Annotated in this window: 23 protein-coding genes; 9 read left to right on the forward strand and 14 right to left on the reverse strand. The window is 68.6% G+C overall.

The window, feature by feature from the left end; genetic code table 11:
- The first annotated feature begins 15 nt into the window (after window positions 1–15).
- Window positions 16–2,490: a 1-acyl-sn-glycerol-3-phosphate acyltransferase gene (locus tag SYV04_RS30130; protein WP_422723989.1), complete on the forward strand. Its 2,475-nt coding sequence runs from the start codon at window positions 16–18 to the stop codon at window positions 2,488–2,490.
- A gap of 16 nt (window positions 2,491–2,506) precedes the next feature.
- Here the strand turns inward: SYV04_RS30130 and SYV04_RS30135 are convergent, their stop codons facing one another.
- Genes SYV04_RS30135 through SYV04_RS30145 form a run of 3 tightly spaced genes read right to left on the reverse strand, consistent with a single transcriptional unit; the run spans window position 2,507 to window position 5,520 of the window.
- Complete coding sequence (locus tag SYV04_RS30135; RefSeq protein ID WP_321549410.1) at window positions 2,507–2,947, reverse strand: Ig-like domain-containing domain; 441 nt, start codon at window positions 2,945–2,947, stop codon at window positions 2,507–2,509.
- Entirely contained in the window at window positions 2,947–4,122 is a 1,176-nt protein-coding gene (locus tag SYV04_RS30140; RefSeq protein WP_321549411.1) for a cytochrome c3 family protein, read from the reverse strand. The genes SYV04_RS30135 and SYV04_RS30140 overlap by 1 nt, the downstream gene beginning before the upstream one ends.
- The gene (locus tag SYV04_RS30145) at window positions 4,123–5,520 is read right to left on the reverse strand and encodes a hypothetical protein (protein WP_321549412.1); all 1,398 of its coding nucleotides are present in this window, start codon (window positions 5,518–5,520) and stop codon (window positions 4,123–4,125) included.
- Between the two features lie 108 nt (window positions 5,521–5,628).
- Between SYV04_RS30145 and SYV04_RS30150 the strand changes: the two genes are divergently transcribed.
- The 3 genes from SYV04_RS30150 to SYV04_RS30160 are packed head-to-tail and all read left to right on the forward strand — an operon-like array spanning window position 5,629 to window position 8,161.
- On the forward strand, window positions 5,629–6,753 hold the full coding sequence (locus tag SYV04_RS30150; protein WP_422723983.1) for a CPBP family glutamic-type intramembrane protease: 1,125 nt from the start codon (window positions 5,629–5,631) through the stop codon (window positions 6,751–6,753).
- A gap of 37 nt (window positions 6,754–6,790) precedes the next feature.
- The gene (locus SYV04_RS30155) at window positions 6,791–7,060 is read left to right on the forward strand and encodes a MoaD/ThiS family protein (RefSeq protein WP_321549413.1); all 270 of its coding nucleotides are present in this window, start codon (window positions 6,791–6,793) and stop codon (window positions 7,058–7,060) included.
- A 6-nt stretch (window positions 7,061–7,066) separates the two neighbouring features.
- On the forward strand, window positions 7,067–8,161 hold the full coding sequence (locus SYV04_RS30160) for a WD40/YVTN/BNR-like repeat-containing protein (protein WP_321549414.1): 1,095 nt from the start codon (window positions 7,067–7,069) through the stop codon (window positions 8,159–8,161).
- A 4-nt stretch (window positions 8,162–8,165) separates the two neighbouring features.
- Here the strand turns inward: SYV04_RS30160 and SYV04_RS30165 are convergent, their stop codons facing one another.
- The 3 genes from SYV04_RS30165 to SYV04_RS30175 all read right to left on the reverse strand — a co-directional run bounded on the left by SYV04_RS30165 (window position 8,166) and on the right by SYV04_RS30175 (window position 10,971).
- On the reverse strand, window positions 8,166–8,381 hold the full coding sequence (locus tag SYV04_RS30165; protein ID WP_321549415.1) for a DUF5818 domain-containing protein: 216 nt from the start codon (window positions 8,379–8,381) through the stop codon (window positions 8,166–8,168).
- Window positions 8,378–10,174 carry a S8 family serine peptidase gene (locus tag SYV04_RS30170; RefSeq protein ID WP_321549416.1) on the reverse strand — a complete coding sequence of 599 codons (1,797 nt, stop codon included), beginning with the start codon at window positions 10,172–10,174 and terminating at the stop codon, window positions 8,378–8,380. Before SYV04_RS30170 ends, SYV04_RS30165 begins: the two co-directional genes overlap by 4 nt.
- A gap of 161 nt (window positions 10,175–10,335) precedes the next feature.
- The gene (locus tag SYV04_RS30175; RefSeq protein WP_321549417.1) at window positions 10,336–10,971 is read right to left on the reverse strand and encodes an alpha/beta hydrolase; all 636 of its coding nucleotides are present in this window, start codon (window positions 10,969–10,971) and stop codon (window positions 10,336–10,338) included.
- 249 nt (window positions 10,972–11,220) lie between these two features.
- On the opposite strand from SYV04_RS30175, the gene SYV04_RS30180 reads away from it, so the two are divergent.
- The 3 genes from SYV04_RS30180 to SYV04_RS30190 all read left to right on the forward strand — a co-directional run bounded on the left by SYV04_RS30180 (window position 11,221) and on the right by SYV04_RS30190 (window position 13,244).
- Window positions 11,221–11,643 carry a type III secretion system chaperone gene (locus SYV04_RS30180; protein WP_321549418.1) on the forward strand — a complete coding sequence of 141 codons (423 nt, stop codon included), beginning with the start codon at window positions 11,221–11,223 and terminating at the stop codon, window positions 11,641–11,643.
- Window positions 11,644–11,749: 106 nt separating this feature from the next.
- Window positions 11,750–12,715 carry a hypothetical protein gene (locus SYV04_RS30185; protein ID WP_321549419.1) on the forward strand — a complete coding sequence of 322 codons (966 nt, stop codon included), beginning with the start codon at window positions 11,750–11,752 and terminating at the stop codon, window positions 12,713–12,715.
- Window position 12,716: 1 nt separating this feature from the next.
- The gene (locus SYV04_RS30190; RefSeq protein ID WP_321549420.1) at window positions 12,717–13,244 is read left to right on the forward strand and encodes a hypothetical protein; all 528 of its coding nucleotides are present in this window, start codon (window positions 12,717–12,719) and stop codon (window positions 13,242–13,244) included.
- 9 nt (window positions 13,245–13,253) lie between these two features.
- Here SYV04_RS30190 and SYV04_RS30195 read toward each other — a convergent pair whose 3' ends face one another.
- Genes SYV04_RS30195 through SYV04_RS30205 form a run of 3 tightly spaced genes read right to left on the reverse strand, consistent with a single transcriptional unit; the run spans window position 13,254 to window position 16,448 of the window.
- The gene (locus SYV04_RS30195) at window positions 13,254–14,450 is read right to left on the reverse strand and encodes a class I SAM-dependent rRNA methyltransferase (protein ID WP_321549421.1); all 1,197 of its coding nucleotides are present in this window, start codon (window positions 14,448–14,450) and stop codon (window positions 13,254–13,256) included.
- Between the two features lie 22 nt (window positions 14,451–14,472).
- Window positions 14,473–15,276 (reverse strand): HAD-IIB family hydrolase, encoded by an 804-nt coding sequence (locus tag SYV04_RS30200; protein WP_321549422.1) that lies wholly within the window; start codon window positions 15,274–15,276, stop codon window positions 14,473–14,475.
- Window positions 15,273–16,448 carry a hypothetical protein gene (locus SYV04_RS30205; protein ID WP_321549423.1) on the reverse strand — a complete coding sequence of 392 codons (1,176 nt, stop codon included), beginning with the start codon at window positions 16,446–16,448 and terminating at the stop codon, window positions 15,273–15,275. The genes SYV04_RS30200 and SYV04_RS30205 overlap by 4 nt, the downstream gene beginning before the upstream one ends.
- Before the next feature lie 104 nt (window positions 16,449–16,552).
- Between SYV04_RS30205 and corA the strand changes: the two genes are divergently transcribed.
- Both corA and SYV04_RS30215 read left to right on the forward strand, forming a co-directional pair.
- Window positions 16,553–17,497, forward strand: a complete 945-nt coding sequence (gene corA / locus SYV04_RS30210) for a magnesium/cobalt transporter CorA (RefSeq protein ID WP_321549424.1) — start codon at window positions 16,553–16,555, stop codon at window positions 17,495–17,497.
- Window positions 17,498–17,513: 16 nt separating this feature from the next.
- On the forward strand, window positions 17,514–18,302 hold the full coding sequence (locus tag SYV04_RS30215) for an alpha/beta fold hydrolase (protein WP_321549425.1): 789 nt from the start codon (window positions 17,514–17,516) through the stop codon (window positions 18,300–18,302).
- Between the two features lie 2 nt (window positions 18,303–18,304).
- Here the strand turns inward: SYV04_RS30215 and SYV04_RS30220 are convergent, their stop codons facing one another.
- The 5 genes from SYV04_RS30220 to SYV04_RS30240 form a co-directional block, all read right to left on the reverse strand.
- The gene (locus SYV04_RS30220; RefSeq protein WP_321549426.1) at window positions 18,305–18,727 is read right to left on the reverse strand and encodes a N,N-dimethylformamidase beta subunit family domain-containing protein; all 423 of its coding nucleotides are present in this window, start codon (window positions 18,725–18,727) and stop codon (window positions 18,305–18,307) included.
- 204 nt (window positions 18,728–18,931) lie between these two features.
- Window positions 18,932–19,309, reverse strand: coding sequence for a hypothetical protein (locus SYV04_RS30225; RefSeq protein ID WP_321549427.1), 378 nt, complete (start codon window positions 19,307–19,309; stop codon window positions 18,932–18,934).
- Window positions 19,310–19,344: 35 nt separating this feature from the next.
- Complete coding sequence (locus SYV04_RS30230) at window positions 19,345–20,349, reverse strand: dipeptidase (RefSeq protein ID WP_321549428.1); 1,005 nt, start codon at window positions 20,347–20,349, stop codon at window positions 19,345–19,347.
- 45 nt (window positions 20,350–20,394) lie between these two features.
- Window positions 20,395–21,525, reverse strand: a complete 1,131-nt coding sequence (locus SYV04_RS30235) for a serine/threonine-protein kinase (RefSeq protein WP_321549429.1) — start codon at window positions 21,523–21,525, stop codon at window positions 20,395–20,397.
- 267 nt (window positions 21,526–21,792) lie between these two features.
- Entirely contained in the window at window positions 21,793–22,335 is a 543-nt protein-coding gene (locus SYV04_RS30240) for a hypothetical protein (protein WP_321549430.1), read from the reverse strand.
- Window positions 22,336–22,431 lie beyond the last annotated feature (96 nt).

The raw sequence follows: 22,431 nt of genomic DNA on the forward strand, positions 1-22,431 counted from the left end.
GGACCGGTCTCCCGGATGCTGGGGGCCCGCTACTTCGACGGGGTTCACTTCCCGCCGGAGGCCGAGGGCGAGCTGCGCACGCTCCATGACCAGGGCTTCGTGGTCCACGTCATGCGCTCCACCGCGTGGATCAACTTCCTCTACCTGGCCTGGGCCATGGTGCGCCGGGCCCTGCCTCCCGTCCGCGCCGTGGTGAACCTGCGGCCCTGGTTCACCCGCCCCTTCCGGAAGACGGCCCAACGCGGCGACTTCGACGTGCGCTTCACCTACGCCCGGCGCCATGGCGGCAGCGGCCTCATCTTCCTGAAGAAGACGGCGCTGATGAGCGCCTCGGGCAAGGACATCGAGGAGAACCCCTTCCCCGCCCTCGTCAACATGGCGCGCAAGGGGGACCGCAACGTCTTCCTCGTGCCCGAGCTGTTCGTCTGGGAGAAGCGCACCGCGCGCATCAAGCCCGGCATCATGGACATCATCTTCGGCAGCCCCGAGGCCCCGGGCTTCCTGCACTCCATGGTGGCCTTCTTCCGCAACTACCGCCGCGCCCAGTTCCGCGTGGGCGAGCCGATCGATCTGCGGCGCTTCATCGAGGACAACCCCCAGGACTCCGACGAGGTGATCGCCCGCAAGGTGCGCAGCATCCTGCACCACCACCTCGCCCGGGAGACGCGCGCCGTCTTCGGCCCGCCCAGCAAGCCGCCCGATCGGCTCATGGACGAGACGATGCGGGACCGGCAGCTGCGCAGGGCCCTGGATGCCCACGCCGCCACCGTGGGCCGCCGCCCGGAGAGCGTCTACCGCGAGGCGCGGCGCAACCTGGCCGCCATCGCCGCGCGCCCCAGCCCCACCACGCTCGCCTTCGCCTCTCCCCTGCTCGACTGGGTGTTCCAGCGCATCTACGACGGCATCGAAGTGGATGAGGCAGGGCTCCACCGCGCCCTCAAGATGGCCGGGCGTGCGCCCATCGTCCTGTGCCCCTCGCACAAGAGCCACGTGGACTATCTGGTGATGAGCTGGGTGCTCTGGAACCGGGGCTACGCGGTGCCGCTGGTGGCCGCGGGCGCCAACCTCTCCTTCTTCCCGCTGGGGCCCTTCCTGCGACGCTGCGGCGCGTTCTTCCTGCGACGCTCCTTCAAGGGTGACCCCATCTACGCCGAGTCGTTCCAGGCCTATGTCCGCAAGCTGGTCCTCGACGGCGTACACCAGGAGTTCTTCCCCGAGGGTGGCCGCTCGCGCACGGGCAAGCTCCTGCCTCCCAAGCTGGGCATGTTCACCTGGCAGGTCGAGGCCGTGCTGGAGGGCGCCCGGAACGATCTCATCTTCGTGCCCGTCTCCATCGACTACGAGAAGGTGGTGGAGTCCGGCAGCTACTCGAAGGAGCTGGCCGGCGGAGAAAAGAAGCCCGAGGACATCAAGGCACTGCTCAGCACGCCCAAGGTGCTCACGGCGCGCTACGGCCGCATCCACCTCACCTTCGACGAGCCGCTGTCGCTGGTGGATCTGATGAAGAGCCGCGGGCTCACGCCCGGCGAGCCGGTGACGGACGAGCAGAAGAAGGGCCTGGTGCGCGCGCTCGGCAACCGGGTGATGTACGGCATCAGCAAGGTGTCCACGGTGACGCCGCACGCGCTGGTGAGCGCCGCCCTGCTGGCCCACCGTCGCCGGGGTATCACCCAACGGGAGCTGGGCGACCGCATCACCCTGCTGCGCCGCATCGCCGAGGAGGAGCGCACCCCGCTGTCCAAGACGCTGGAGAACGCCCCCAGCGATCCGGAGACGCTGGGCGCCATCCGCGACGCGCTCCAGACGTTCCGGGCCGATGGGATGATCCGCACCCAGCAGGCGCGCGGCGAGTTCATCTACCAGCCCGAGGACGAGCGCCGCGCGGAGCTGTCCTTCTACAAGAACACCCTGATGAACCTGGTGACGCCGCGCAGCCTCGTGGCCAACGCGCTGCTGGCGGGCGCCGGGCCCTACGAGGGCGTGAAGGCGCGCGCCCTGTTCCTCTCGCGCCTCTTCAAGGTGGAGTTCATCTACCGGGTGGGCCTCACCTTCGACACCATCTTCGCCGAGACGGTGGAGGCCCTGGTGCGCATGGGCCTGGTGCTGCGCTCGGACGACACCCTGCAGGTGGCTCCCGAGCCGCACGCGCGCCCGTCCCTGGAGTTCCTCGCGGACCTGATGCGCGACTACCTCGAGGCGTACCTGCTGGCCGCGATGACGCTCGGTGACGTGGCCGAGGGCACCGCCACGGACCGGAAGACCTTCGTGAAGCTCGCCATGGAGACCGGCCGCGCCGAGTTCCACGCAGGCCGCATCGGCGCCGCCGAGTCCCTGGCCAAGACGACGCTGGAGAACGCCGTGGCCTACCTGCTCGACCAGAAGTACCTCGTCGAGGAGGACAAGAAGCTGAAGCTGGGCCCCGCCGCCTCCGAGCCGCTGGCCCGCGCGCAGCTCGCCGACGAGATCCGCCTCTACCTGCGCAGCGCGTAGTCCTCCGGCCGGCCCCTCAGAAGCTGGAGCGGAACGGGACGCGCACCTCTTCCACGAGCGCGTTCCCCTCGTAGTCCGTGAGGCTCGTGCGCAGCACCAGCGTATAGGAGGTATTCGAGGCGAAGGCCCCCGAGGCCGCTCCCACCATCACGGTGTAGGGGAGATCCCCTCGCTCGGTGTCCTCGTCGATGCCCGACAGGGGCGGCACGGTGATTCGCAGGGCCACCTCCGTCTGCCCCGAGAACACGGCGATGCCTGGGCGCAGCGTGCGCTCGTCCATCAGCTCCGAGAAGGTGACGCTCAGGGTGCCGTCCTTCGCGACCTCGGCGTTGGCCGCCGGCACGGTGGACTGCAGCTCCGGAGGGTCCGTGTCACGCACGGCCAGCAGCGGATCCCCCGGCTCCAGGCAGCCGGTGAGGCCCATCGCGGCACACGAGGCAATCAGCAGGCGGCGCATCAGCGGCACCCCTTCTGGCGGAGGCTGTTGTCCGAGTGGCACTTGAGGCACGCGCGATCGTTGGCCGCCGCGAGCTTCTGGCACGCATCCCGGAAGCCGCTCGGGTGCGGGTTGATCTGCCGGCGCTCGGACAACTCCGAGTGGCAGCTCATGCAGGACTCCTCGCGGTGGCAGGCGACGCACTGGCGGAGGTCCCGCGAGGCGGCGATGCCGTGGTGCTGCGGGCCGATGACCTCTACCCAGGTGTTGTAGTCCGGATGCACCTTGGCGTTGCGCGGGCGCAGCGAGGAGTCCGCGTCCATGCCCACGCCCACGCGCTCGTGGCAGGCGGCACAGAAGGACTGGGCGCGGTGGCAGCTCTCGCAGCGCGTGGCGTCCGTGCGCGCCTGCAGCGGGTGCAGGGTGATGAAGTCGTTGGGGTGTACCGACAGCGGCTTCTGGAGCGAGTCGTGGCACTGCTGGCAGTAGGAGTCCGAGTGGCACTCCATGCACGTCTGCCGAGCCACCGCTGCGCGGGTGCCGTGGTTGAACTCGAAGCGCGGGCCGTGGTCCATGCCCAGCGGGTTGCCCTGCATGGGCCGGAGGATGCCGGAGCTGAAGGTGAGCTGGAGCCGCCCCGAGGGCTGCTTCAGGTGGCACGCCTTGCACTCGTTGGTGACCACCTTGCCGTCATGGCACTCGAAGCAGGTGGCCATCTTGGGCAGCTGCTGCCGCGTGGCCAGCGTCACCTTCGTCATGTCCCCATGGCAGGCGACGCACTCCACCTTCTTGTCCAGGTGGAGCTTGTGGCTGAACTCGATGTTGGCGGGAGGCAGGTCCAGCTTCGCCGGCTCCTTGCGCACGGTGGCGTCGAAGCCCGGGTGACACGAGGCGCAGCCAGACGGCGGGTCCGTCTTCTGCCCCTTCTGGGCGGCGGCGATGTCGTGGCAGGTCTCGCACTCCTCGTGGCCGGGGAGGTTGCGATCCTTGGGAGACACGCTCGTGCGGGTGGAGTCGTGGCAGGTGGCGCAGTCGGCCCCGGCCTCCAGGTGCTGCGCGTGGTCGAAGCGCAGGGGGATGTTCTGCGCCGGGTAGATGGCGAGGCTGCGCTCACGGCCGGTGGCCGCCCAGGCCACTCCCGCGACGACGAGGGAGAGGGTGAGGACACCCAGTGCTTTACGGTACGGGCGGTCCATCTAGAGGTTCGCCTTGAGATCGAAGAGGAAGAAGGCCTTGGTATCCGAGCGGGTGAACGGGTTGAAGTTCTGCTCGAGCACCAGGGACAGGCGAGTCGACTGGCTCAGGGCCCGGCTGGCCCAGAGCTGCGCCCCGAAGAAGTTGCCCTTGAGCTGCGGGTTGAAGGCGTCATCGACGCGGGCCACCGACAGCCGCCCGTCCAGATCGAAGCGCCCCCGGTCGAAGCTGAAGCCGCCGGTGAGGTCCGCCCAGAGCTGATTGCCCCCGAAGCCGCCGCGGTACGTCACATCCAGCGCCGAGCGAAAAGCGCCCCACCGCAGCGCCGCGCCCACCGCACCACCCACGTTCGCGGAGGAGGGAGCCCCCTCCCCGTCCACCTGGTCGGCGATGCCCAGGTTCTCGTTGAGGTTGGTGTGGTACAGGCTGGCCAGACCCTGCACGTAGTAGCGCAGCGGGCCCACCGGGTAGAAGTCCACGCGCACGCGCGCCTCGTCCCGAGGGGCGAAGGCGAAGTAGTACCAGATGGAGTCCGAGGAGAAGACCGGGGTGAAGCGCAGCGCCTCGGCGCTCACGGCGAACTGCGTCTGGTCGTAGCGCACCTGCGCGCGCACCTGCGCCGGCGTCATCTGCAGCATGTCGAAGTCGAGCCCCGCCAGCGCCGTCACGCCCAGCCCGCGCCCGTAGCGCAGCTCCAGCCCCGCGCGCTCCAGGTCCGTCTTCCCGCCCACCATCGCCTTGCGGTAGCCGAGCGAGGCGCTGATGCCCTTGAAGTCCTCGAGGAACACCTTCGCCCCGTACATGGGCGCCAGGGCATCCAGGTTCTCGTCCGCGCCCACCACGCCCAGCTCCAGCCGGCGCGCGTCGCTCTCGCGAGTCCCTTCCGGCTGGTAGACCGAGGAGGTCAGAAAGCCCGCACCCCGGACCCACAGCCCGCCGTAGAGCTCCGCGCCCACGCCGAACCGCGTCTTGTAGCGCAGCCGCAGCCCGTCGAAGGCCAGGATGTCCATCGAGTCGACGTAGAGCTGGCGCCCCAGTCGGCCCTCGAAGCCGCCGCTGCCGTAGCGCGCGAAAGCGTGGAGCAGGTGCGCGTCCTCGGTGCGCAACCCGTCTACCTTCTCGGCCTCGCCACGCGGCAGCCCCAGGTCCGCGAAGACGCGCAGGTTGGACTCGAAGCCCAGATCCTGCCCGGTGACCAGCTCGAAGGCGTTGAGGCCCAGGTACTGGACGATCCGCCGCCGCGGCAGCAACACCACGTCATCCGGTGTGCTCCCACGCCATGAGCGGATCTGGTACGCCTGTGCCTCCGTGCGTGCCTCGATCTGAAATGCCGCTGCCGAGGCCGTCTCCGCCGCCAGCAGCGCCAGCACCAGACTCGAAGCCTGGACGGCTTTCCTCATGCTCCGCTGAATTCGATCCAGGAAGAACGTCAAGGTGGCGGCATTATAAGGACGTCCGCTCCAAGGTTTATCGGTTTTCGCACGCCTTTTCTGAGTCAGGAGATCCCGGTGGAAGATTCCACCCCTCGCCCGCCCCTCACGCCACTGTGGAGCCCGCTGCTGGTGGCGATGGTCTGCGGCCCGACCGTGCTCGCGCTGTTCCTGACGCTCGGGGGAATGAGCCAGGTGCTCAACGCGGCCTTCGGCCTGTGGTTCACGGAGATCTTCATCTTCGTGGGCGTGTGCTGGGTGCTGCTGCGCGCCACTGCCTACGAGCCCTGGAGCTACACGGGATTGCATGCCCCTCAGCCCAGCGCGGCGGCCCTGGGCTTCGGGCTGGGAGTGGCCAACTTCTTCGCCTTCGTGGTGCCCATCCAGTACGCGGCGCAGTCGGTGGCGCCGCCGTGGCTTCGCGAGATGTTCGACGTGAGCCGGATCTTCGAGGGCCAGAGCTCGCTGGAGCTGGGCCTGCTCATCGCTGGCGTCTCCCTGGCCGCGCCGTTCTGCGAGGAGTTCTTCTTCCGGGGCGTCTTCCAGAAGGGCCTGCTGGCCACCACGCTCTCGCGGCCCGCCGCCGTGCTGGTAACGGCCGTGGTGTTCAGCGCGTTCCACCTGGATCCGGTGGGCTTCCTGGCGCGGGTGGAGCTGGGCGTGCTGTTCGGCGCGCTGCGGCTCTACACCGGCTCGCTGTGGCCGAGCATCCTCGCCCACTCGGCCAACAACGTGGTGTCCTCCATGCTGTTCCTCCTCTTCCGGGAGGCGGGAGCCGAGGCCGCCGAGGAGCGGCCCCCACTGCAGGCCATCTTGGGGCTGATGAGCGTGGGGGTGCTGGCCATGGGAGGCCTGATCGCACTGGGGCGCCGGTTCCCCTCGCTGTGGGGGACGCGTCGGGAACCCGAGACCGTGGCCGTATCTCCCCCTCCCCTGGCGCGCAGTGTGCTGCCCTGGGTGGTGACGGCCACGCTGTCGGTCGGGGCCCTGGTGCTCGTGGACTCGCGCGGCATCCGCCTGAGCTACCTCGACATCCAGCACCGACTGCCCAGGCTGCCGAAGGACGCGCCGGACGCGCTCCATGCCGAGCGCGCCCAGCTGAAGCGACTCCGCCAGGAGGTCCGAGGCGGGCGTGTCCCCATCAAGGTCTACGAGGAAGAACTCCTCCGTCAGGCCCAGGCACACCCGAAGAACACCCGCTGATTCGACGGCGCAATCCGACGTGCTAGGTTGCGCCGCCGTGCCACGCGTCTCGTTCCCCTCGAGCTTCCAGCGACATGTCCCCTGCCCTCCGGAGTCGGTGGGCGGAGCCACCGTGCGAGAGGCCCTCGAGCAGTACTTCGCCCGCCACCCTCCGGTGCGCAGCTATGTGCTGGATGAACAAGGCGCGTTGCGCCAGCACGTCGTCATCTTCGTCAACGGCAGTCAGCTTCGCGACCGCGCGGGCCAGCAGGAGCCCATCCGCGAGGACGCGGAGCTCTACGTCATGCAGGCACTCTCCGGGGGGTAAGTCACCATGTCGGATCGAATCTTCGTCGCCACGCGCAAGGGCCTGTTCGAGCTGCGTCGCACCAGCGGCCGCTGGCAGATCGCTCGCACCTCTTTCCTGGGTGACTCGGTGTCGCTGGTCGCCAAGGACCCCGCGGAGGGTCGGCTGTACGCCGCGCTGGGGCTGGGCCACTTCGGAGTGAAGCTGCGCGCCTCCTCGGATGGTGGACAGAGCTGGGAGGAGCTGCCCGCGCCCGCGTTTCCGAAGAAGCCGGAAGGGCTCGACGAGACGCTCCCCGACGGCAAGCCCTGGCCCTGGCGGGTCGAGCAGATCTGGGCGCTCCAGGTGGTGGACGGCACCCTCTGGTGCGGCACGATCGGCGGAGGCCTCTTCCGCTCACGAGATCGTGGCCAGTCCTGGGAGCTGGTGCGTGGCCTGTGGGATCACCCGATGCGCAAGCAGTGGTTTGGCGGCGGGACGGATGCGCCGGGCATCCACTCCATCAGCGCCCACCCGAAGAACCCCAACGATCTCCTCGTCGCCGTCTCGTGCGGTGGCGTCTGGCGCACGCGCGACGGGGGCGAGCGCTGGGAGGCCTCGTGCGAGGGCATGTTCGCCGAGTACATGCCCCCGGAGCGGCGGGGAGATCCCTCCATCCAGGACCCTCACATCCTCTCGCGCTGCGCCGCGCACCCCGACCGCCTGTGGGTGCAGCACCACAACGGCGTCTTCCGCTCGGATGACGCGGGGGCCAACTGGGTGAACATCCCCGAGAGCACGCCGAGCGTGTTCGGCTTCGCCATCGCGGCCCATCCGAGCAACCCGGACATCGCCTGGCGCGTTCCGGCGATCAAGGACGAGCAGCGCATCCCCGTCGATGGTCGCGTCGTCGTCTCACGCACGCGTGACGGGGGCAAGAGCTGGGAGGCGCTGCGCGAGGGACTGCCGCAGGAGCATGCCTACGATCTCACCCTCCGGCACGCGCTCGACGTGGACGCCACGGGCGAGCGGCTCGCGTTCGGAAGCACGACCGGCTCGCTGTGGACGTCCGAGAACGGCGGGGACTCCTGGGGGCACGTGTCCGCGCACCTGCCCCCCATCTACGCGGTCCGCTTCGCCTGAAGCGCTAGATGAAGCGGTAGGTGGACACGTTGAGGACCGGGCCCACCATGTGGATGGTCATCGCGTCGTTGTCCACCTGCCCATCGATCTCGATGCGCTGACCGTCCTGCTTGATCTTCCGATCGCCGCCGGCGAGCTGGTAGGTGCGGCCGTCATCACCCTCCAGCACCCAGACGCCGCCCTCGAGGTCTCGGTAGACGACCTTGCCGGTCAGCTTCATACCGTCTCCTTCTTGAGCATGGCGCGGGCGATGAAGAGGCAGACGATCGCGTTCACCACGAGCCACGGCATCGCCAGGAAGGTGAAGGGCATGTACGCCAGCGCCGGCGCCTTGGCCCACGCCCCGTAGGCCAGGAAGCCCGCGAAGCCGAGCGCCAGACCGCCCAGCGCCGGGCGGATCGCGCGGAACCGGATGGCGAACACCGAGAGCACCAGCGGGATGATCGCGCTGTAGAAGAGCGGGTTGGCCACCTTGCCGCGACCGAAGATGATCTTCTGCCAGTCGGGGATGGGCAGCGACACCGCGTTCACCACGTCCCCGGCCGCGCCGTCGGCCCCACCGAACAGCGAGCGCGCGAAGAACACGCCCACGGTGGCCAGCACCAGCGGCACCAGGAAGCTCGGGGTGAAGAGCATGTTGAGGTAGCCCGGCCGCTCGCCCTTGCGCAGGGTCAGCAGCAGCACGGCCAGCAGGCCCAGCGCCCACCAGAGCGACGGCCACTGCGCGCCGCCACCGGCGCCGAGCGCCTCCAGCGAGGCCTGGGCGTTGAGCAGCCCGTGGCCGTACTCATCGGTCCGATCCTGCTCGTTCACCCGCTTGGCGCCGGCGTACAGCGCCTGCTCCACCTCGTCCGGGCCACTGGCGCCCGAGGCGTACAGGAGCGCCGCCACGGCCGCCACGTGCGGGGTGGCCATGCTCGTGCCCTGGAAGGCGGCGTACACGGAGCGCGCCGGGTTGCGAGGATCAATGGTGTTCTGGAGGATGCCGCCCTGGTCGCCCTGGCGCTTGTCACCGCCCGGCGCCGCGATATCCAGCTCCTTGCCATAGGAGGAGTACGGCGCGCGCGTGCCACTGGGGCCCACCGCCGCCACCGCCACCGCGCCCGGGTAGGCCGCCGGGTACTCGACGCGAGCGCGGCCCGCGTTGCCCGCCGCGGCCACCACGGTGACGCCCTTCTTGCGCGCGTACTCCACCGCCGAGGCCATGGCCGCCGAGTGGCCACCACCGCCCAGCGACATGTTGATGACCTTGGCGCCCTTGTCCGCCGCGAAGCGGATGGCGTCCACGATGTCCGCCGAGGTGCCGCTGCCGAAGTGGTTGAGCACCTTCACCGGCATCAGCGTCGCCTCGAAGGCCACGCCCGCCACGCCCTCGGCGTTGTTCGTCGCCTGGGCGATGGTGCCCGCCACGTGCGTGCCGTGCCCGTGGTCATCATTGGCGTGCTCGTCGTCGTTCACGAAGTCGTAGCCCTTCACGAACTTCACGCCCTTGAGGTCCGGCACCTGCTTGAAGTCGTCGTAATCCTCGTAGGCGATGCCCGTGTCCAGCACCGCCACCACCACGCCCTTGCCCTTGGTGGTGTCCCACGCCTTGGGCATGTCGATCATCTTCAGGTTCCACTGCCGGGCGTAGTCCGGATCGTTCGGCGTGTAGCTGGCCCGGAACTGCAGCAGCGGCTCTGCGGACTCGACGCTCGGGTTCTGACGGATGCGCGCCAGCGCGCTCTCCACGTCATCCACGCCCACCGCCACCGTCAGGCCGTCGTCCGAGCTCTCCACCGAGTTGAACTCGAGGTCCACGCCCCACTCGGCCTCCCAGGCGTCGAACTCCGCCTTGCTGGTGCCGTCCTTGAAGTCCACCACGATGCCGCCGGGCACCACCTCCGCCTCGGCGAGGTCCAGCGTCGCGGTCGGCTGCTCGGTGGCTGCCGGCTCCTCGCTCCGGGAAGAACAGGCCGCGGTCGCTACCACGACCAGGGCCAGTACCGCGTTCGCCAGGGTCCTTCGCATCATCGGGGTACTCCTTCAAAAGCGGGGCACGCCTTCGTCAGACTCCTACGAACGTACGGAGAAACGATTGGGTCTGCTCCACAGTCTGTTCGACAGGCAGGCTTGCCGGCAAGTTCCGGAAGATTGAGAATTCTTAAGAAGTCCGAAGGTTTACGCGGCATCGGTCACTCGCCCGACAGCCGCCTCAGCCAACCGGACACGAACTTGCCCACCTGGGGCAGGTTGCGGTTGAACGTCGGACCCGCGTCCTCCACCAGCTCCAGCTCGCCCCGAGACGCCTCCCCTACCGCCGCCGACAGGGCCGCCCGGGGCAGGCGCCGGTCCTCCTCGCCCACCACCACGAGCAGGGAGCGATCCACCCGCGACAGCGCCGTCAGGTCCACGTCCGCCGGTGCCACCAGGCACACCCCTCCGATCGACAGGTGTCGGGCCTGCAGCGCCAGAGCCACCTGGGCGCCGCCATAGAGCGAGACCACCGCGATGCTGGGGCTCTGGGCATTCTCCAGCAGCACGCGCATGGCGGCCTCGGCATCCTCCACGAGCGCCTCGCCCGTGCCCCGGCTGCCCTGGCTCGCGCCGACACCCCGGTGGTTGAAGCGCAGCGTCGGAAAGCCCGCGGTGGCCGCTGCCCAGACCAGCTCCGCCGCGATGACGTGATCCATGCCCCCTCCCTCCTCGGGACGGGGAGGAATGACGAGCAGCGGCGGCTTCTTCTCGCCCCGGTGCGCCGTGCCCTCCATCACCTCGCGCCCCACCGGGATGAGCGTGGAGCGCTCCAGGAACTGACCTTTCAGAACCATCGCGGCAACTTAGGCCATCGCTCGAGCCTGCTCGCCCGTTTTTCAAGCATGTGTCCGGACGGGCACGGTGGCGCACGCGCTGAACATCGGTTCAGCAAAAACGCCATTTCTGATCCGAGAATGATCCTGGCGTGATCCAACGGCATGGCCCCGAGGCCCGGCGGTGCCTCTCGCGACACGAGGGCCTCTGGCCGGAAAGGTCTGCTAGGCTGCCTGCCCAGGCCTTCCCTTCCCGGAGATCCAGATCCCATGACTCGAGATGAAGCGCAGCGCCTGGCACAGGCGTTCCTGGCCGCAGCGGGCGAGCCCAACAGCGTCGGCCTCAACCCCCAGGGCTTCGGCGGCGTGTCCGTCAGCAACGCGCAGCTCTACTTCGAGTGGCACGACAAGGAGCAGGCGCTGGAGTGCAGCGCGCTGATCCACAAGTTCCGCGAAAACCCCAAGCCCGGCGTCCTCGAGGGCTTCCAGGCCGAGCAGAAGGCGGGCACGGACACCGGCGGTGGCACCCTGGACTTCGAGCCGGAGAACAAGTCGCTCTTCCTCAGCCGCACCTATACCCAGGCGCCCGCGCAGCCCGCCTTCGTCGACGACATGAAGAAGCTGATGAAGGCCAGCCTCACCTGGAGCAACGAGGTGCTGGACCGGGTCGCCTCGCGCGCCTTCAAGCGCTGAAACATCCTTGACGCACCGCATCATCCGGGGTCTCGCAACTTTTCAACCCGGGGTGCGATAATTCCCACAAGAGCTGTAACCCCCCTTACGAATTCACGGAGTCCCCATGAACCCCATCGAGCGCGGCCGGAACCTCCTCAACACTGTGCGCACCGGCACCGAGAAGGCCGTCGACAAGACGCAGCAGGCGGTTGGCAACGTCGTCGACAAGACGAAGGACGTCGCCGCCGCGGGCGGCCGGCAGCTGAACCAGGTCGTCGACGGCTTCGAGACCAAGGCCGCCGCGGGCGCCCGTGGCATCCAGAGCCTGTTCGGCGGTGGCAACAAGCCGGATAGCGTCCATGACGGCAAGCTCCTGGGCGCTGGCGGGCAGACCTACCCCCCCGGCACCGCGCTGACCGACATCGCCGGCGTCACCCCGCGCAACAACCCGAACCCGTCGACGACCGTGCTGTACGTCAACGGCATCCAGACCGACAAGGCGGGCCAGTCCAACAGCCTCCAGGCGATCGCGGACACCACGGGCGCCAAGGTGATCGGCATCCACAACGCCACCGAGGGCTTCGTCTCGGATCTGGCCCAGTGCGTGAAGGACAAGCTGGACAAGGGCACCAACCCGGCCGTGGACACGCTGGCCGACACCCTCTACACGGAGCTCAAGGCCGGCCGCTCGGTGCACCTGATGGCGCACAGCCAGGGTGGCCTCATCTCCAGCCGCGCGCTGAACGACGTGTACAACCGGCTGCGCATCGAAGACGGGATGTCCAAGGAGCAGGCTCAGCAGGCGATGAGCAAGCTCAACGTGGAGACCTTCGGCGCCGCCGCCATGCACTACCCGGACGGCCCGCAGTACGTGCATTACGTGAACCGCGGCGATCCGGTGCCGGGCCTCTTCGGCCTGGGCCCCGCCTCGGACAAGTGGAACCCGCTGGTGGACGGCGGCAAGGGCTCGGTGGTTCACCACTTCAACGACTTCAAGCTGAACCCCATCGCGGCGCACGGCTTCGAGTCCATCTACCTGCAGCACCGCGTGCCGTTCGAGCAGGCGCGCCAGGGCAACTTCAACAAGTAAGATGGCGACCGCCCCTCGCAACGGCCTGGCGGGCCTCCTGATGTCGTGGGTGGCCGGCCTGTCGCCGGCAACTCCCGCGGGTGCCCCCATGACGCGCGAGGGGGCGCAGCGGCTGGTGCAGTCCTTCGTGAGGCCCGAGGGCGCGATGCAGAGCCCCGGGCTCAACGCGGAGGGCTTCGGCGGCATCACGATGGGCGGGGCCCAGCTCTACTTCGAGTGGCACGAGGACACGAAGGCGCTGGAGTGCAGCGCCCTCGTGTACAAGTTCCACGAGCCGCCCAAGCCGGGAGTGATTGACGGCTTCAAGGCGGAGGAGAAGGAGGGCACGGACTCCGGCGGCGGCACGGTGGACTACGAGCCGGAGAACCGTGGCCTGTACCTCAGCCGGACCTATACCCAGGTCCCGGATGAGCGCGCCTTCGCCAAGGACATGAAGAAGCTGATGAAGGCCAGCCTCAAGTGGGGCCACGAGGTGCTGGACCGCGTGGCTTCGCGGGTGTTCCACCCCGAGGAGCTGGAGAAGCGCTGAGCGCCTGCCCTACACCGAGGCAAGGACGTAGAACTTGAGGTACTTGCCCTCGGGGAACTGCAGGCGCACGGGATGGTCTGGCGGCTGGTAACGTTCTTCGACCAGCGCCAGGTCCACCCCCGCCTTGAAGCCCGCCTCGCGCACCGCGCCCATGAAGTCATCCGGGCTGACGCGCGCCGAGCATGAGGCCGTCGCCAGCAACCCGCCCGGCCGGAGGATTCCCAGCGCCTGGCGGTTGAGCGAGGCGTAGCCGTCGATCGCCGCCTGCACCGCCCGCTGGCTCTTGGCGAAGGCGGGCGGGTCCAGGATGATCAGATCGAACGTCCGGCCTTCGTCCTTGAAGGACTGGATGATCTTGAAGACGTCCGCAGCCAGGAAGTCGTGCTTCTCCGCCGGCAGCCCGTTGCGCGTGAAGTTCTCCCGCGCCAGGGCGATGGCGTCCGGATCCAGGTCCACCGAGAAGACGCTCTTGGCACCGCCCAGCGCCGCGTTGACCGAGAAGCCCCCGCTGAAGCTGAAGCAGTTGAGCACGTCCCGGTCCTTCGCCAGCCGGCGGATGAGGAAGCGATTCTCCCGCTGATCCAGGAAGAAGCCCGTCTTCTGTCCGCGCCATGCGTCCACCAGGAAGGTGGCCCCGCGCTCGCGGATGGGGATGAGGTCCGGCGCTTGAGTTCCGTAGAGCATCTTCCCGGAGCCGCGCCCCTCGTCCTCCTCCACGTCGTCCCGCGCCAGCTCGTCACGGCCCAGAATGCCCTTCAGCTCGGGCAGCGCGCCCTTGAGCGCCTCCACGATGAGGTGGCGGTAGGGTGTGAGGCCGGCGGAGTACAGCTTGAGCACCGCGTAGCCCGCGTAGAGGTCCACCACCACGCCCGGCAGGCCGTCCCCCTCTCCATGGAGGAGGCGGAAGCTGTCCGTGTCGGTGAGATCGATGAGGGAGCGCCGCTCGGCGAGCGCCTGCCGCACCCGCCGCGTGATGAAGCCCGCGTCGATGTTCTCGCGGGGATCTCGCGTGAGCACTCGCACGGCGATGGCCGAGTGCGGATCGTAGTAGCCGCGCGCGACGAACTTCCCGTTCTCGGTGAGGTCCACCACGCTGCCGGCGGGGAGCCTCGGCACCTGGTCCAGGGCCTTGCGGAACACCCAGGGGTGTCCCGCGCGCAGGTGGCGGCCGAGTCCACGGGCCAGTTCGAGTTTGACGACGTTCACGGTGTCACTCCTGAGGGGCCGGTCAACGGCCCCGCTGGGCGAGGATGGCGCGGGCCAGTTCCTCGAACCCCCGCCCTTCGGCGGCGCGGGTCACGAAAGCAGGGGGCGCGTCGATGCGGTCCAGCACGGCCCGCACGTTGGCCACGCCCACACTGAGGGCAAATGCCTGGAACATCGGGGCATCGTTGAAAGAATCCCCGGCGTAGACGGAGCGGCCGTCCTCGGGCGCCAGCCGCTCACCCCAGGCCTCGCGGGCATAGCGCCGCGACGTGGTGAGCTTGTCGAAGCGACCCAGCCAGCAGTTGACGTGTACCGAGGAGCGCACCGCCGTCACGCCCCTCGCGTGCAGCAGGGCCTCGATGCGGCCCGCGGCCGCGTCGCCCAGCCGCGCCTCCTCGTTGTAGTCGATGGCCAGATCCACCTCGGTGTACACGCTGTCCGAGGACAATCTGGCCCCTGGCACCTGCTTGAGGACCCGGGAGACCTCCGCACGCAGGCGCTTGCGGTTCGCGGCGCGCTCGGCTGGCGCCTCGGCGTACACCCGGCGCAGCGCCCCGTGGGCCCCCCGGACGAAGAAGAGCCCTCCGTTCTCCACGATGACGCCATCCACCGGGAGCGTGCGCGCCCAGGCCTCACCCCACCCTGCCGGCCGGCCGCTGACAAGCACCACCTTCAGCCCTGCCTCGGACAGACGCTCGATCGCGCGGATCGTCTGGCTGCGCAGCCGGTGGCCCGTGGTGAGCGTGCCATCCACGTCCGTGAAGACACTCCGCACCTGGGACAGATCCGCTGCTCGGAGCGGCCGAGGCCCCGCCTGCCGCCTCACGTCACCCCCAGGGTGGCCAGCAGGCCCTGGAAGTTCTCGAGGGTGGCACGCAGCTCCGGGCCCGTGAGACTGGCCAGGGGCACCTTGCGCGCCCGGCGCAGGAAGACGTCCATGTTCGGCTCGCGCCCATAGAGCGACTGCGCGATCGTGGCGGCATCCGCCAGCAGGCGCGCCGCCAGCGTGGCATCCGTGGCCAGCACGCCATGGGCGCGCTCCAACCGCACCCCACAGGCGGCCCACACCTCGCGGTCATTGATGACGAGCACCTGCCGCTGGTTCACCGCGGACAGCGAGCGCACCAGGACGTCCAGCTCCTCCACGACCTGGAGCAGTTCGTCCTTCGACGGGGCGGCCATCGTCGCGATCCGCCCCACCCTGCCGCGCATCTCGATGATGTGCCGCTTGTCCTGGGCGCGCAGGCCCCGGTAGGCGGCCGTCCGACCGAACACATCCAGCTCGCCCTGGAGCTGCTGCGCGTTCCACTGCACGGTCGCGGGCTCGGCCTCGCGCACCTTCACCAGGCGCGCGCTGAGGATGCGCGCCAGGTCCGCCACGATGGCGCGCACGGTCATCGCCGCCTTCACCTCTTCCTCGTAGCCCGGCACCACCTCTTTGCGGGCCACGTCCACGAAGGCGTTGATGGACGTGTAGACCAGGTCGCTGATCTGCTCGCGGAAGGTGGACCGCAGGCGCTGGATCTCCGCCAGCAGCGTCCACCGGTCCGACACCACGGCGGGGTTGCGCATGGCCTCGCCGAGCTGAGTGATGTTCTGGGCCATCTGCATCATCGCGTCCTGCAGCGACGCGGCCGCAGCCCGGCTCCGGCCCTGGAGCGTGCCCTGCTCCGCCGCGTGGCTCACCGTGTCGGCGATGCCCCCGGGCGGCGCGGGGAACTGCTCGCGGATGACGTTGAGCAGCGTGTTGACGTCCATCACCGTGTCCCGGATGACCGGGGCCATCTCCTCCCAGAGCGACAGGTCCGCTCCGGTGTCGGTGGAGTCCGTTTCGTACTTCACCAGGTCCATGTCGCTCAGCCGGGTGATGGCCTGAGCGGCGGCGGCGTATACCTTCCTCAGGCGCGCGGCGAAGGCCGGGTCGGGAAGCGTCTGGACGATCTGCTCGAGCCTCGGAGCGAGGGGAGCCGGAGTGGTTTCAGCGGACACGGGGCGCACTCTAGACCGAGTCCGGCGCCGCTGGGTCCTCGACTTCTCTCGCCGTTGGTTCTAGCAATCGCGCTCCAGTCGACAATTCCAGCCTGGAACTGGAGTCCCGCATCATGCAGATACAGGTCTGTGTCCTCCACGAAGGTCGCATCCTCTCGGGCGGTCAGGAGCTGATTGAACGCCCCGGGCTCAAGTGGATCGACGTGCAGGACCCCAACGAGGAGGGCATGCAGCGGCTGGCCGAGCGGTTCACCCTGCACAAGCTGGCCGTCGAGGACTGCCTCCACCTGGATCAGCGCCCCAAGCTGGAGGAGTACCCCGAGCACCAGTTCATCGTTCTGCAGGGCTTCACCGCCGGCAAGAACGTCTGCGACCTGACCTTACACGAGCACCACTTCTTCCTCGGACCGGACTGGCTGATCAGCGTCCACCAGCTCCCGTTCGACGCGCACGACGAGGTGCGCCGCCGGGTGGTGAATGATCCTCGCGCGACACTCGAGCGGGGCGCGGACTTCATCCTCTACCTGTTGGCGGATGCACTGATCGATCGCCAGTTCCCCATCCTGGACACCTTCAGCGACGAGCTCGAGGACCTGGAGGTGGCCATCTTCGAGCAGGCGGAGAAGGAGCACCTGCAGCGCATCTTCGAGATGAAGCGGATGCTGGTAACGCTGCGGCGCGTGCTCTCGCCCCAGCGCGACGTGGTGGGGCTGATGGCCCGCCGGGGCATCCCCCATGTCAACGAGCGCACCAACCTGTACTTCCGAGACGTGTACGATCACCTCGTCCGGCTGTACGAGCAGATCGACGCGGGGCGCGATCTGCTGGGCAACGTGATGGACGGCTACCTGTCCATGGTGGCCAACAAGACGAACGACATCACCAAGCAGCTCACCATCTTCGCCACCATCTTCCTGCCGCTGTCCTTCATCGTGGGGTTCTTCGGACAGAACTTCGACATGCTGTCCGGTACGGGCTTCTATTACGCCATGTGGGCGATGATCATCGGGTTCCCCATCGCGCTCATCTTCTGGTTCAGGCACAAGCACTGGATCTGAGCTTCCTGGAGGAACCGTGCTGACCATCACCGTCGAGGGCACCCCGCTGCACTACCGCGACGTGGGCCAGGGCCTGCCCGTGCTGCTGTTGCACGCCTTCCCGCTCCATGGCGAGGCGTTCGACAAGCAGGTGGCGGCGCTGTCGGGCCGCTACCGCTTCATCGTTCCGGATCATCGAGGCTTCGGAGAGAGCGAGCTGGGCCAGGGGCCCACGGAGATGACCCGGCTCGCCCAGGACTCGCTGGCGCTGCTGGACTCGCTGAAGCTCGACTCGGTGGTGGTGGGAGGCGTGTCCATGGGCGGGTACGCGGCCATGGCGCTGCTGCGCGAGGACGCGGGGCGCGTGCGAGGGCTGGTGCTGGTGGACACCCAGGCCACCGCGGATGATGAGGCGGGCCGGGCCCGGCGCGAGGCCTCGGCGAAAGAGGCGCTGGAGAAAGGCGTGGAGCCACTCGTCCAGACGCTGCTGCCCAAGCTGGTGGCGGCGGGCCCGGACTCCCCCGTGGGCCGCGAGGTGGCGGCGATGATGCGCACGGCTTCTCCCGCGGCGGTGGCGGCCGCGCAGCGCGGCATGGCCCTGCGGGCGGACAGCAAGGACATCCTGGCGCGCTATGCGGGCCCTGCGCTGATCGTCGTAGGCGAACACGACACGGTGACTCCGCTGGAGAAGGCCCGGCAGATGGCCGATCTCATCTCCGGGGCACACCTGGAGGTCATCCCAGGCGCGGCGCACCTGCCCAACCAAGAGCAACCCGAGCGCTTCAACGCGGTGCTCGATCGCTTCCTGGCGTCCCTGCCAACCTGAGTTCAGGTGGGGGGCGCCTCACCCTTGCGCTCCTTGACCACCAGCGAGGTGAAGCTTCGGAGCCCGTCCGAGCGCGTCACCTTCACCAGGTAGAGCCCCGGCTCCCAGTCCTCGGCGATCTCGAAGGAGAACGTCATCCGACCAGAAGGAGAAGCGCTCGCGTAGAGTTTGCTGCTCCACACCTTGAGGGCCCCAGCCCCTCCGTAGACTCCCAGGCGGAAGACCTCTGCGCGTACCGCCGGAGCCCCCAGGGAAGAGACCTCCACCAAGACCTGCTCGCCCGCCAGGGCCGCCTGCGCAGAGGTGAGCACCTCGAGCTCCGCAGGACTCGCGGGCTTGCCCTTGCGCCAGGACGGATCTCCTCGCGGAGCTGACTCTCCCGGCGCTTCCAGGGGCGGGACTTCCCGCACCGAGCGCCGCGCCACGGCCACCTTCTCCTCATGCGGAGGATTGGCGTTCGCTTGTTGACACCCCAGCCACACCCATACCGCGAGCCCCAGAGCCCAAGGGCCTCCCCCCATCCCCGCCATCCCCGACCTCCCCCACAACCGAAGAGAAGGTAGGCACGGGCGGCAAGCCTGCCAATCCACGGGCCATGGGCACGGGGACGGCCTCTCGGCGCGAACGGGCTACTGCTCGCAGACGATCTGAGAGCCGTTCTGGGAGCAGGTGTTGCAGGCTTCGGTCTCCACGAGGACCCCCATGCGGCACTCGAGCACGGCCAGACCGTCGGCGCGGCACAGGCCGCGGCCCTCGGCGCTCAGGGCGCAGTTGTCGCCGGCCACGTTGGCGGAGGTGTCACAGCGGATGGAACCGTCCGCCTCCTGACAACCGAGCCCCCCCCGGCAGGGCAGAGCGCGCCACTGGCTCCCACGGCACTCCAGGGCCTCGGTCTCGCTGCTGCAGATGTAGCCACTGCTCGAGCAGGAGTCGCCGACGTCCGGCCCTCCACACCCAGAGAGGAAGAGAAAGCCAACGAGCGGAAGGAGCGCCAGGATGCGATTCATGCGGGCGCCGACTATCACGGGCCTCGCGCGGCGGGTCAACCGCCGAGCGTCTCTCGGAAGAAGCGGCGGAAGTTCCCCCCGAGGATCCGCTCCACCCACGGCTCGGGGTGGCGGCGCAGGAGCAGCTCGGTCAGGCGGGGAAGATCCGTCACATCGCGCATGCCCTTGGGCAGCGCCACCATCCCATCATAGTCCGAGCCAATCCCCACCCCCTCCTCGCCCATGACATTCACGGCGTGTTCGATATGCCGGACGACGTCATCGAACGTGTCGCCGCCCAGGTAGACGGGCGCGAGGATGATGCCCACCACCCCACCCCGCTCGGCGATTCGCCGCAGCGACTCATCCGAGAGGTTACGCCACCCTCCTCCCGCCGCGCGCACACCGGTGTGCGAGGAGAAGAACCGGACGGAGGGCAACGCGAAGAGTTCCTCCAGGGTGCGCTCGGAGGCATGCGCCACATCCACGCTCAGGCCCACGCGGGCCATCTCCTCCACCACCGCGTGCCCCAGCGGCGTAAGGCCCCGGTTGCCCATCATCGGGAAGGAAGAGCCCCCCAAGTCATTGTTGGACAGGTGGGTCAGCCCCATGAAGCGCACACCCCGCTGGTGCAGCTCCGCCAGCCGCGCCACCTGACCTTCGATGGCATGCCCTCCCTCCACGCCGAGGATGGCGGACAACCGGCCGTGGGCGAGGTTGTCCTCCAGCATGGCCGCGCTGGTGGTGATGCGCGCCTGACCCTCGGAGCGCTGGCAGAACTCCGCGAGCCGGTCAATCTGCCACACCGCCCGCGCCCACTCGCTGGAGCGCGCCTCGCGCGGCCACCCCCTCCAGGTGGCGAACAGCGGGAAGCCCCCGACGAACGGGAAGCCCCGGGTGACGAGGGTGAAGCACTGCAGCTTCACGCCCGCCTCGCGCAGGCGCGGGAAGTCCACGTGCCCCTCATCGGAGCGAACGCACAGGTCGCGGTTCCACATGAGCGAATCCGCGTGGCCGTCAGCGATACACCAGCGCCGGTGGAGTTCGTTCACGTCGCTCATGCCCGGCAGTCTCGGACCTCGCCTCGCGGAGAACAAGCCCAAGGCTCAGGGGTCGTGCCTGCGGGGGACCAACCCAGGCGGCCTGGGAGAGAACTCCTCGCTCTCCGGAAGCTGGGCGCCGCCATGACGCCGGGTGGCATCACTGCGAACACGGGCTGCCTCACGCTCCGCATCCTGAGGGCCGTAGCAGCGCCCGGTGCCGCCCATGAAGGCCCAGAGCTCATCTCTCAGTTCCTGCCCGGACTGGAACCGCTCGCCCGGGTCGCGCCGGAGCGCTTTCAGAACGATGGCCCTCATGGGCGCCGACAGCCCCCGCGTGGCGCGCTCCACGTGCTCTGGACGAAAGCGCTCCATGCGCATGGACATCTCGGGCGCGGTGGCCCAGCTCTGAAGCTCGCTCTGCAGTGAGGCCTGCACGGTGGTGGGCGGCCCCGCCATTCGCATGGCCTGCTGCACCTCTTCCAGATCCAACAGGTGCTTGCCCGTCACCAGCTCGAGGAGCACCACCCCCAACGAGAAGAGATCGGAACGGGCATCCAGCGGCTGGAGCATGAGGTACTCGGGGGAGGAGTAGGCGATATCGCCCTTGAGGAGCGGGCCCACTGTCTCCATGCGGCCCTCCATCTTCGAATAGGCGGAGGCGAAGTCCGTGAGCTTGACGCGCCCATGGAAGCCAAACCGGATGTTTCGCGGACTGACGTCCCGGTGGACGATGCCCAGCGGCCGGCCCCGCGCATCCCGCAGCGTGTGCGCGTATTGGAGGGCATCCGCCACTTCACCCACGAGATAGGCCGCGAACGGCTCGGGCATGGGCTGCCCGCGCATGGCGGCGAAGCTGAGCAGGGACTCCAGGGAGTAGCCATCCACGTGCTCCATGACGACGTGGGGCGAGCCCTCATGCATACGCACCAGGTACGCCTGGGCGATGCACGGGTGGCTGAGCTGGAGGATGAGCTTGAATTCGTCCAGGAGCCGCGCCCGCTCGACGCCGCTGGAGGGCTCTTGCAGGCGCTTGATGAGCACGGAGCTTCCCAGGGTATCGGCGTACCTTCGGCGCGCCAGCAGCACCTCTCCATTGCTGCTGGCTCCCAGGTACCGGAGCAGCTCGTAGGAGGTGGCACCGGACGAGAAGAGGATGACGGGCTTGGAGGTGGGCTGCTCAGGGGTTGAAGACATCTCATGCACTCCTTGGGTAGGCACGCGAATGGCCGCGTGTGGAACGGCGGGGAGAGCAAGCCAACCTTACAGGTATGGCCGCCGGCATCCTACCAGAAATCGCAGGTAGGAATGATAGGAAGAACCTCACGGGTCAGCACCCTACCAAGGGGGGCAGACATCCACGGCCCTACCCAACCGCTCCGAAGCCGAACTCCGCGTCCCATAAAGAGAAACGGCTCCCGCCCAAGCGGGAGCCGTCCCTGGAGTACACGTTGAAGCGAGCTGTTACTTCTCCATCACGGGAGCGATGATGACGACATCGCGGGCGACCTTGTCGTCCCCCTTCGTCACGAAGGAGGCGCGCACCTCGGTGCCCTCCTCGAAGTCATCCAGCTCCACCGCCAGGTTGTTCTGCGTCACGCGGGTCTGGTCGTCGGTCTTCAGCTTCATCTCGGCGTTGCTGCCAGGAACGAGGATCACCAGCGAATCACCCATGGTGGACTGCACGCGGCCCTGGACGGTGGCGTTGGCCGCCACGGTGCCAGCGCTGTCCTTGCGCTGCTCCGCGAGGCGCTCGTGCTCGGCCTGGGACAGCTCCGCCTGCTCCTCGGCCACATCCTGCTGGGCTTCGGCGATCTCTTCCTGATCCTCGGCTCTCAGGCCGGTCCCCTTCTCGGCCGCGTTCTGACGAATGTCCGTGATCTCCTTCTGGGCCTCCTGCTGCGCCTCGGCCAGATCCTGCCGCTCCTTCTGGACCTCATCGCGCTTGCAGCCCGCCGTCAGAGCAAGCCCCGCCACCGCCGCCACCGTCATCATGAGCTTTCGCATACACCCTCTCCTTTTCTTGCCTGGCCAGGGAGCAAGGCTCCCCAGCGGGATTGGGCAGAAAGTGGGTGCTGGCTCAGTCCTTGAACAGCACTTGCC

The sequence above is a fragment of the Hyalangium ruber genome (genome assembly GCF_034259325.1).
Lineage (GTDB): Bacteria > Myxococcota > Myxococcia > Myxococcales > Myxococcaceae > Hyalangium_A > Hyalangium_A rubrum.

Excerpts from the sequence above, each read along its gene's own strand:
- SYV04_RS30130 (WP_422723989.1), top strand. The coding sequence starts at position 16 with ATGCTGGGGGCCCGCTACTTCGACGGGGTTCACTTCCCGCCGGAGGCC.
- SYV04_RS30135 (WP_321549410.1), bottom strand. The coding sequence starts at position 2,947 with ATGCGCCGCCTGCTGATTGCCTCGTGTGCCGCGATGGGCCTCACCGGC.
- SYV04_RS30140 (WP_321549411.1), bottom strand. The coding sequence starts at position 4,122 with ATGGACCGCCCGTACCGTAAAGCACTGGGTGTCCTCACCCTCTCCCTC.
- SYV04_RS30145 (WP_321549412.1), bottom strand. The coding sequence starts at position 5,520 with ATGAGGAAAGCCGTCCAGGCTTCGAGTCTGGTGCTGGCGCTGCTGGCG.
- SYV04_RS30160 (WP_321549414.1), top strand. The coding sequence starts at position 7,067 with ATGTCGGATCGAATCTTCGTCGCCACGCGCAAGGGCCTGTTCGAGCTG.
- SYV04_RS30165 (WP_321549415.1), bottom strand. The coding sequence starts at position 8,381 with ATGAAGCTGACCGGCAAGGTCGTCTACCGAGACCTCGAGGGCGGCGTC.
- SYV04_RS30170 (WP_321549416.1), bottom strand. The coding sequence starts at position 10,174 with ATGATGCGAAGGACCCTGGCGAACGCGGTACTGGCCCTGGTCGTGGTA.
- SYV04_RS30175 (WP_321549417.1), bottom strand. The coding sequence starts at position 10,971 with ATGGTTCTGAAAGGTCAGTTCCTGGAGCGCTCCACGCTCATCCCGGTG.
- SYV04_RS30180 (WP_321549418.1), top strand. The coding sequence starts at position 11,221 with ATGACTCGAGATGAAGCGCAGCGCCTGGCACAGGCGTTCCTGGCCGCA.
- SYV04_RS30185 (WP_321549419.1), top strand. The coding sequence starts at position 11,750 with ATGAACCCCATCGAGCGCGGCCGGAACCTCCTCAACACTGTGCGCACC.
- SYV04_RS30190 (WP_321549420.1), top strand. The coding sequence starts at position 12,717 with ATGGCGACCGCCCCTCGCAACGGCCTGGCGGGCCTCCTGATGTCGTGG.
- corA (WP_321549424.1), top strand. The coding sequence starts at position 16,553 with ATGCAGATACAGGTCTGTGTCCTCCACGAAGGTCGCATCCTCTCGGGC.
- SYV04_RS30225 (WP_321549427.1), bottom strand. The coding sequence starts at position 19,309 with ATGAATCGCATCCTGGCGCTCCTTCCGCTCGTTGGCTTTCTCTTCCTC.
- SYV04_RS30230 (WP_321549428.1), bottom strand. The coding sequence starts at position 20,349 with ATGAGCGACGTGAACGAACTCCACCGGCGCTGGTGTATCGCTGACGGC.
- SYV04_RS30235 (WP_321549429.1), bottom strand. The coding sequence starts at position 21,525 with ATGTCTTCAACCCCTGAGCAGCCCACCTCCAAGCCCGTCATCCTCTTC.
- SYV04_RS30240 (WP_321549430.1), bottom strand. The coding sequence starts at position 22,335 with ATGCGAAAGCTCATGATGACGGTGGCGGCGGTGGCGGGGCTTGCTCTG.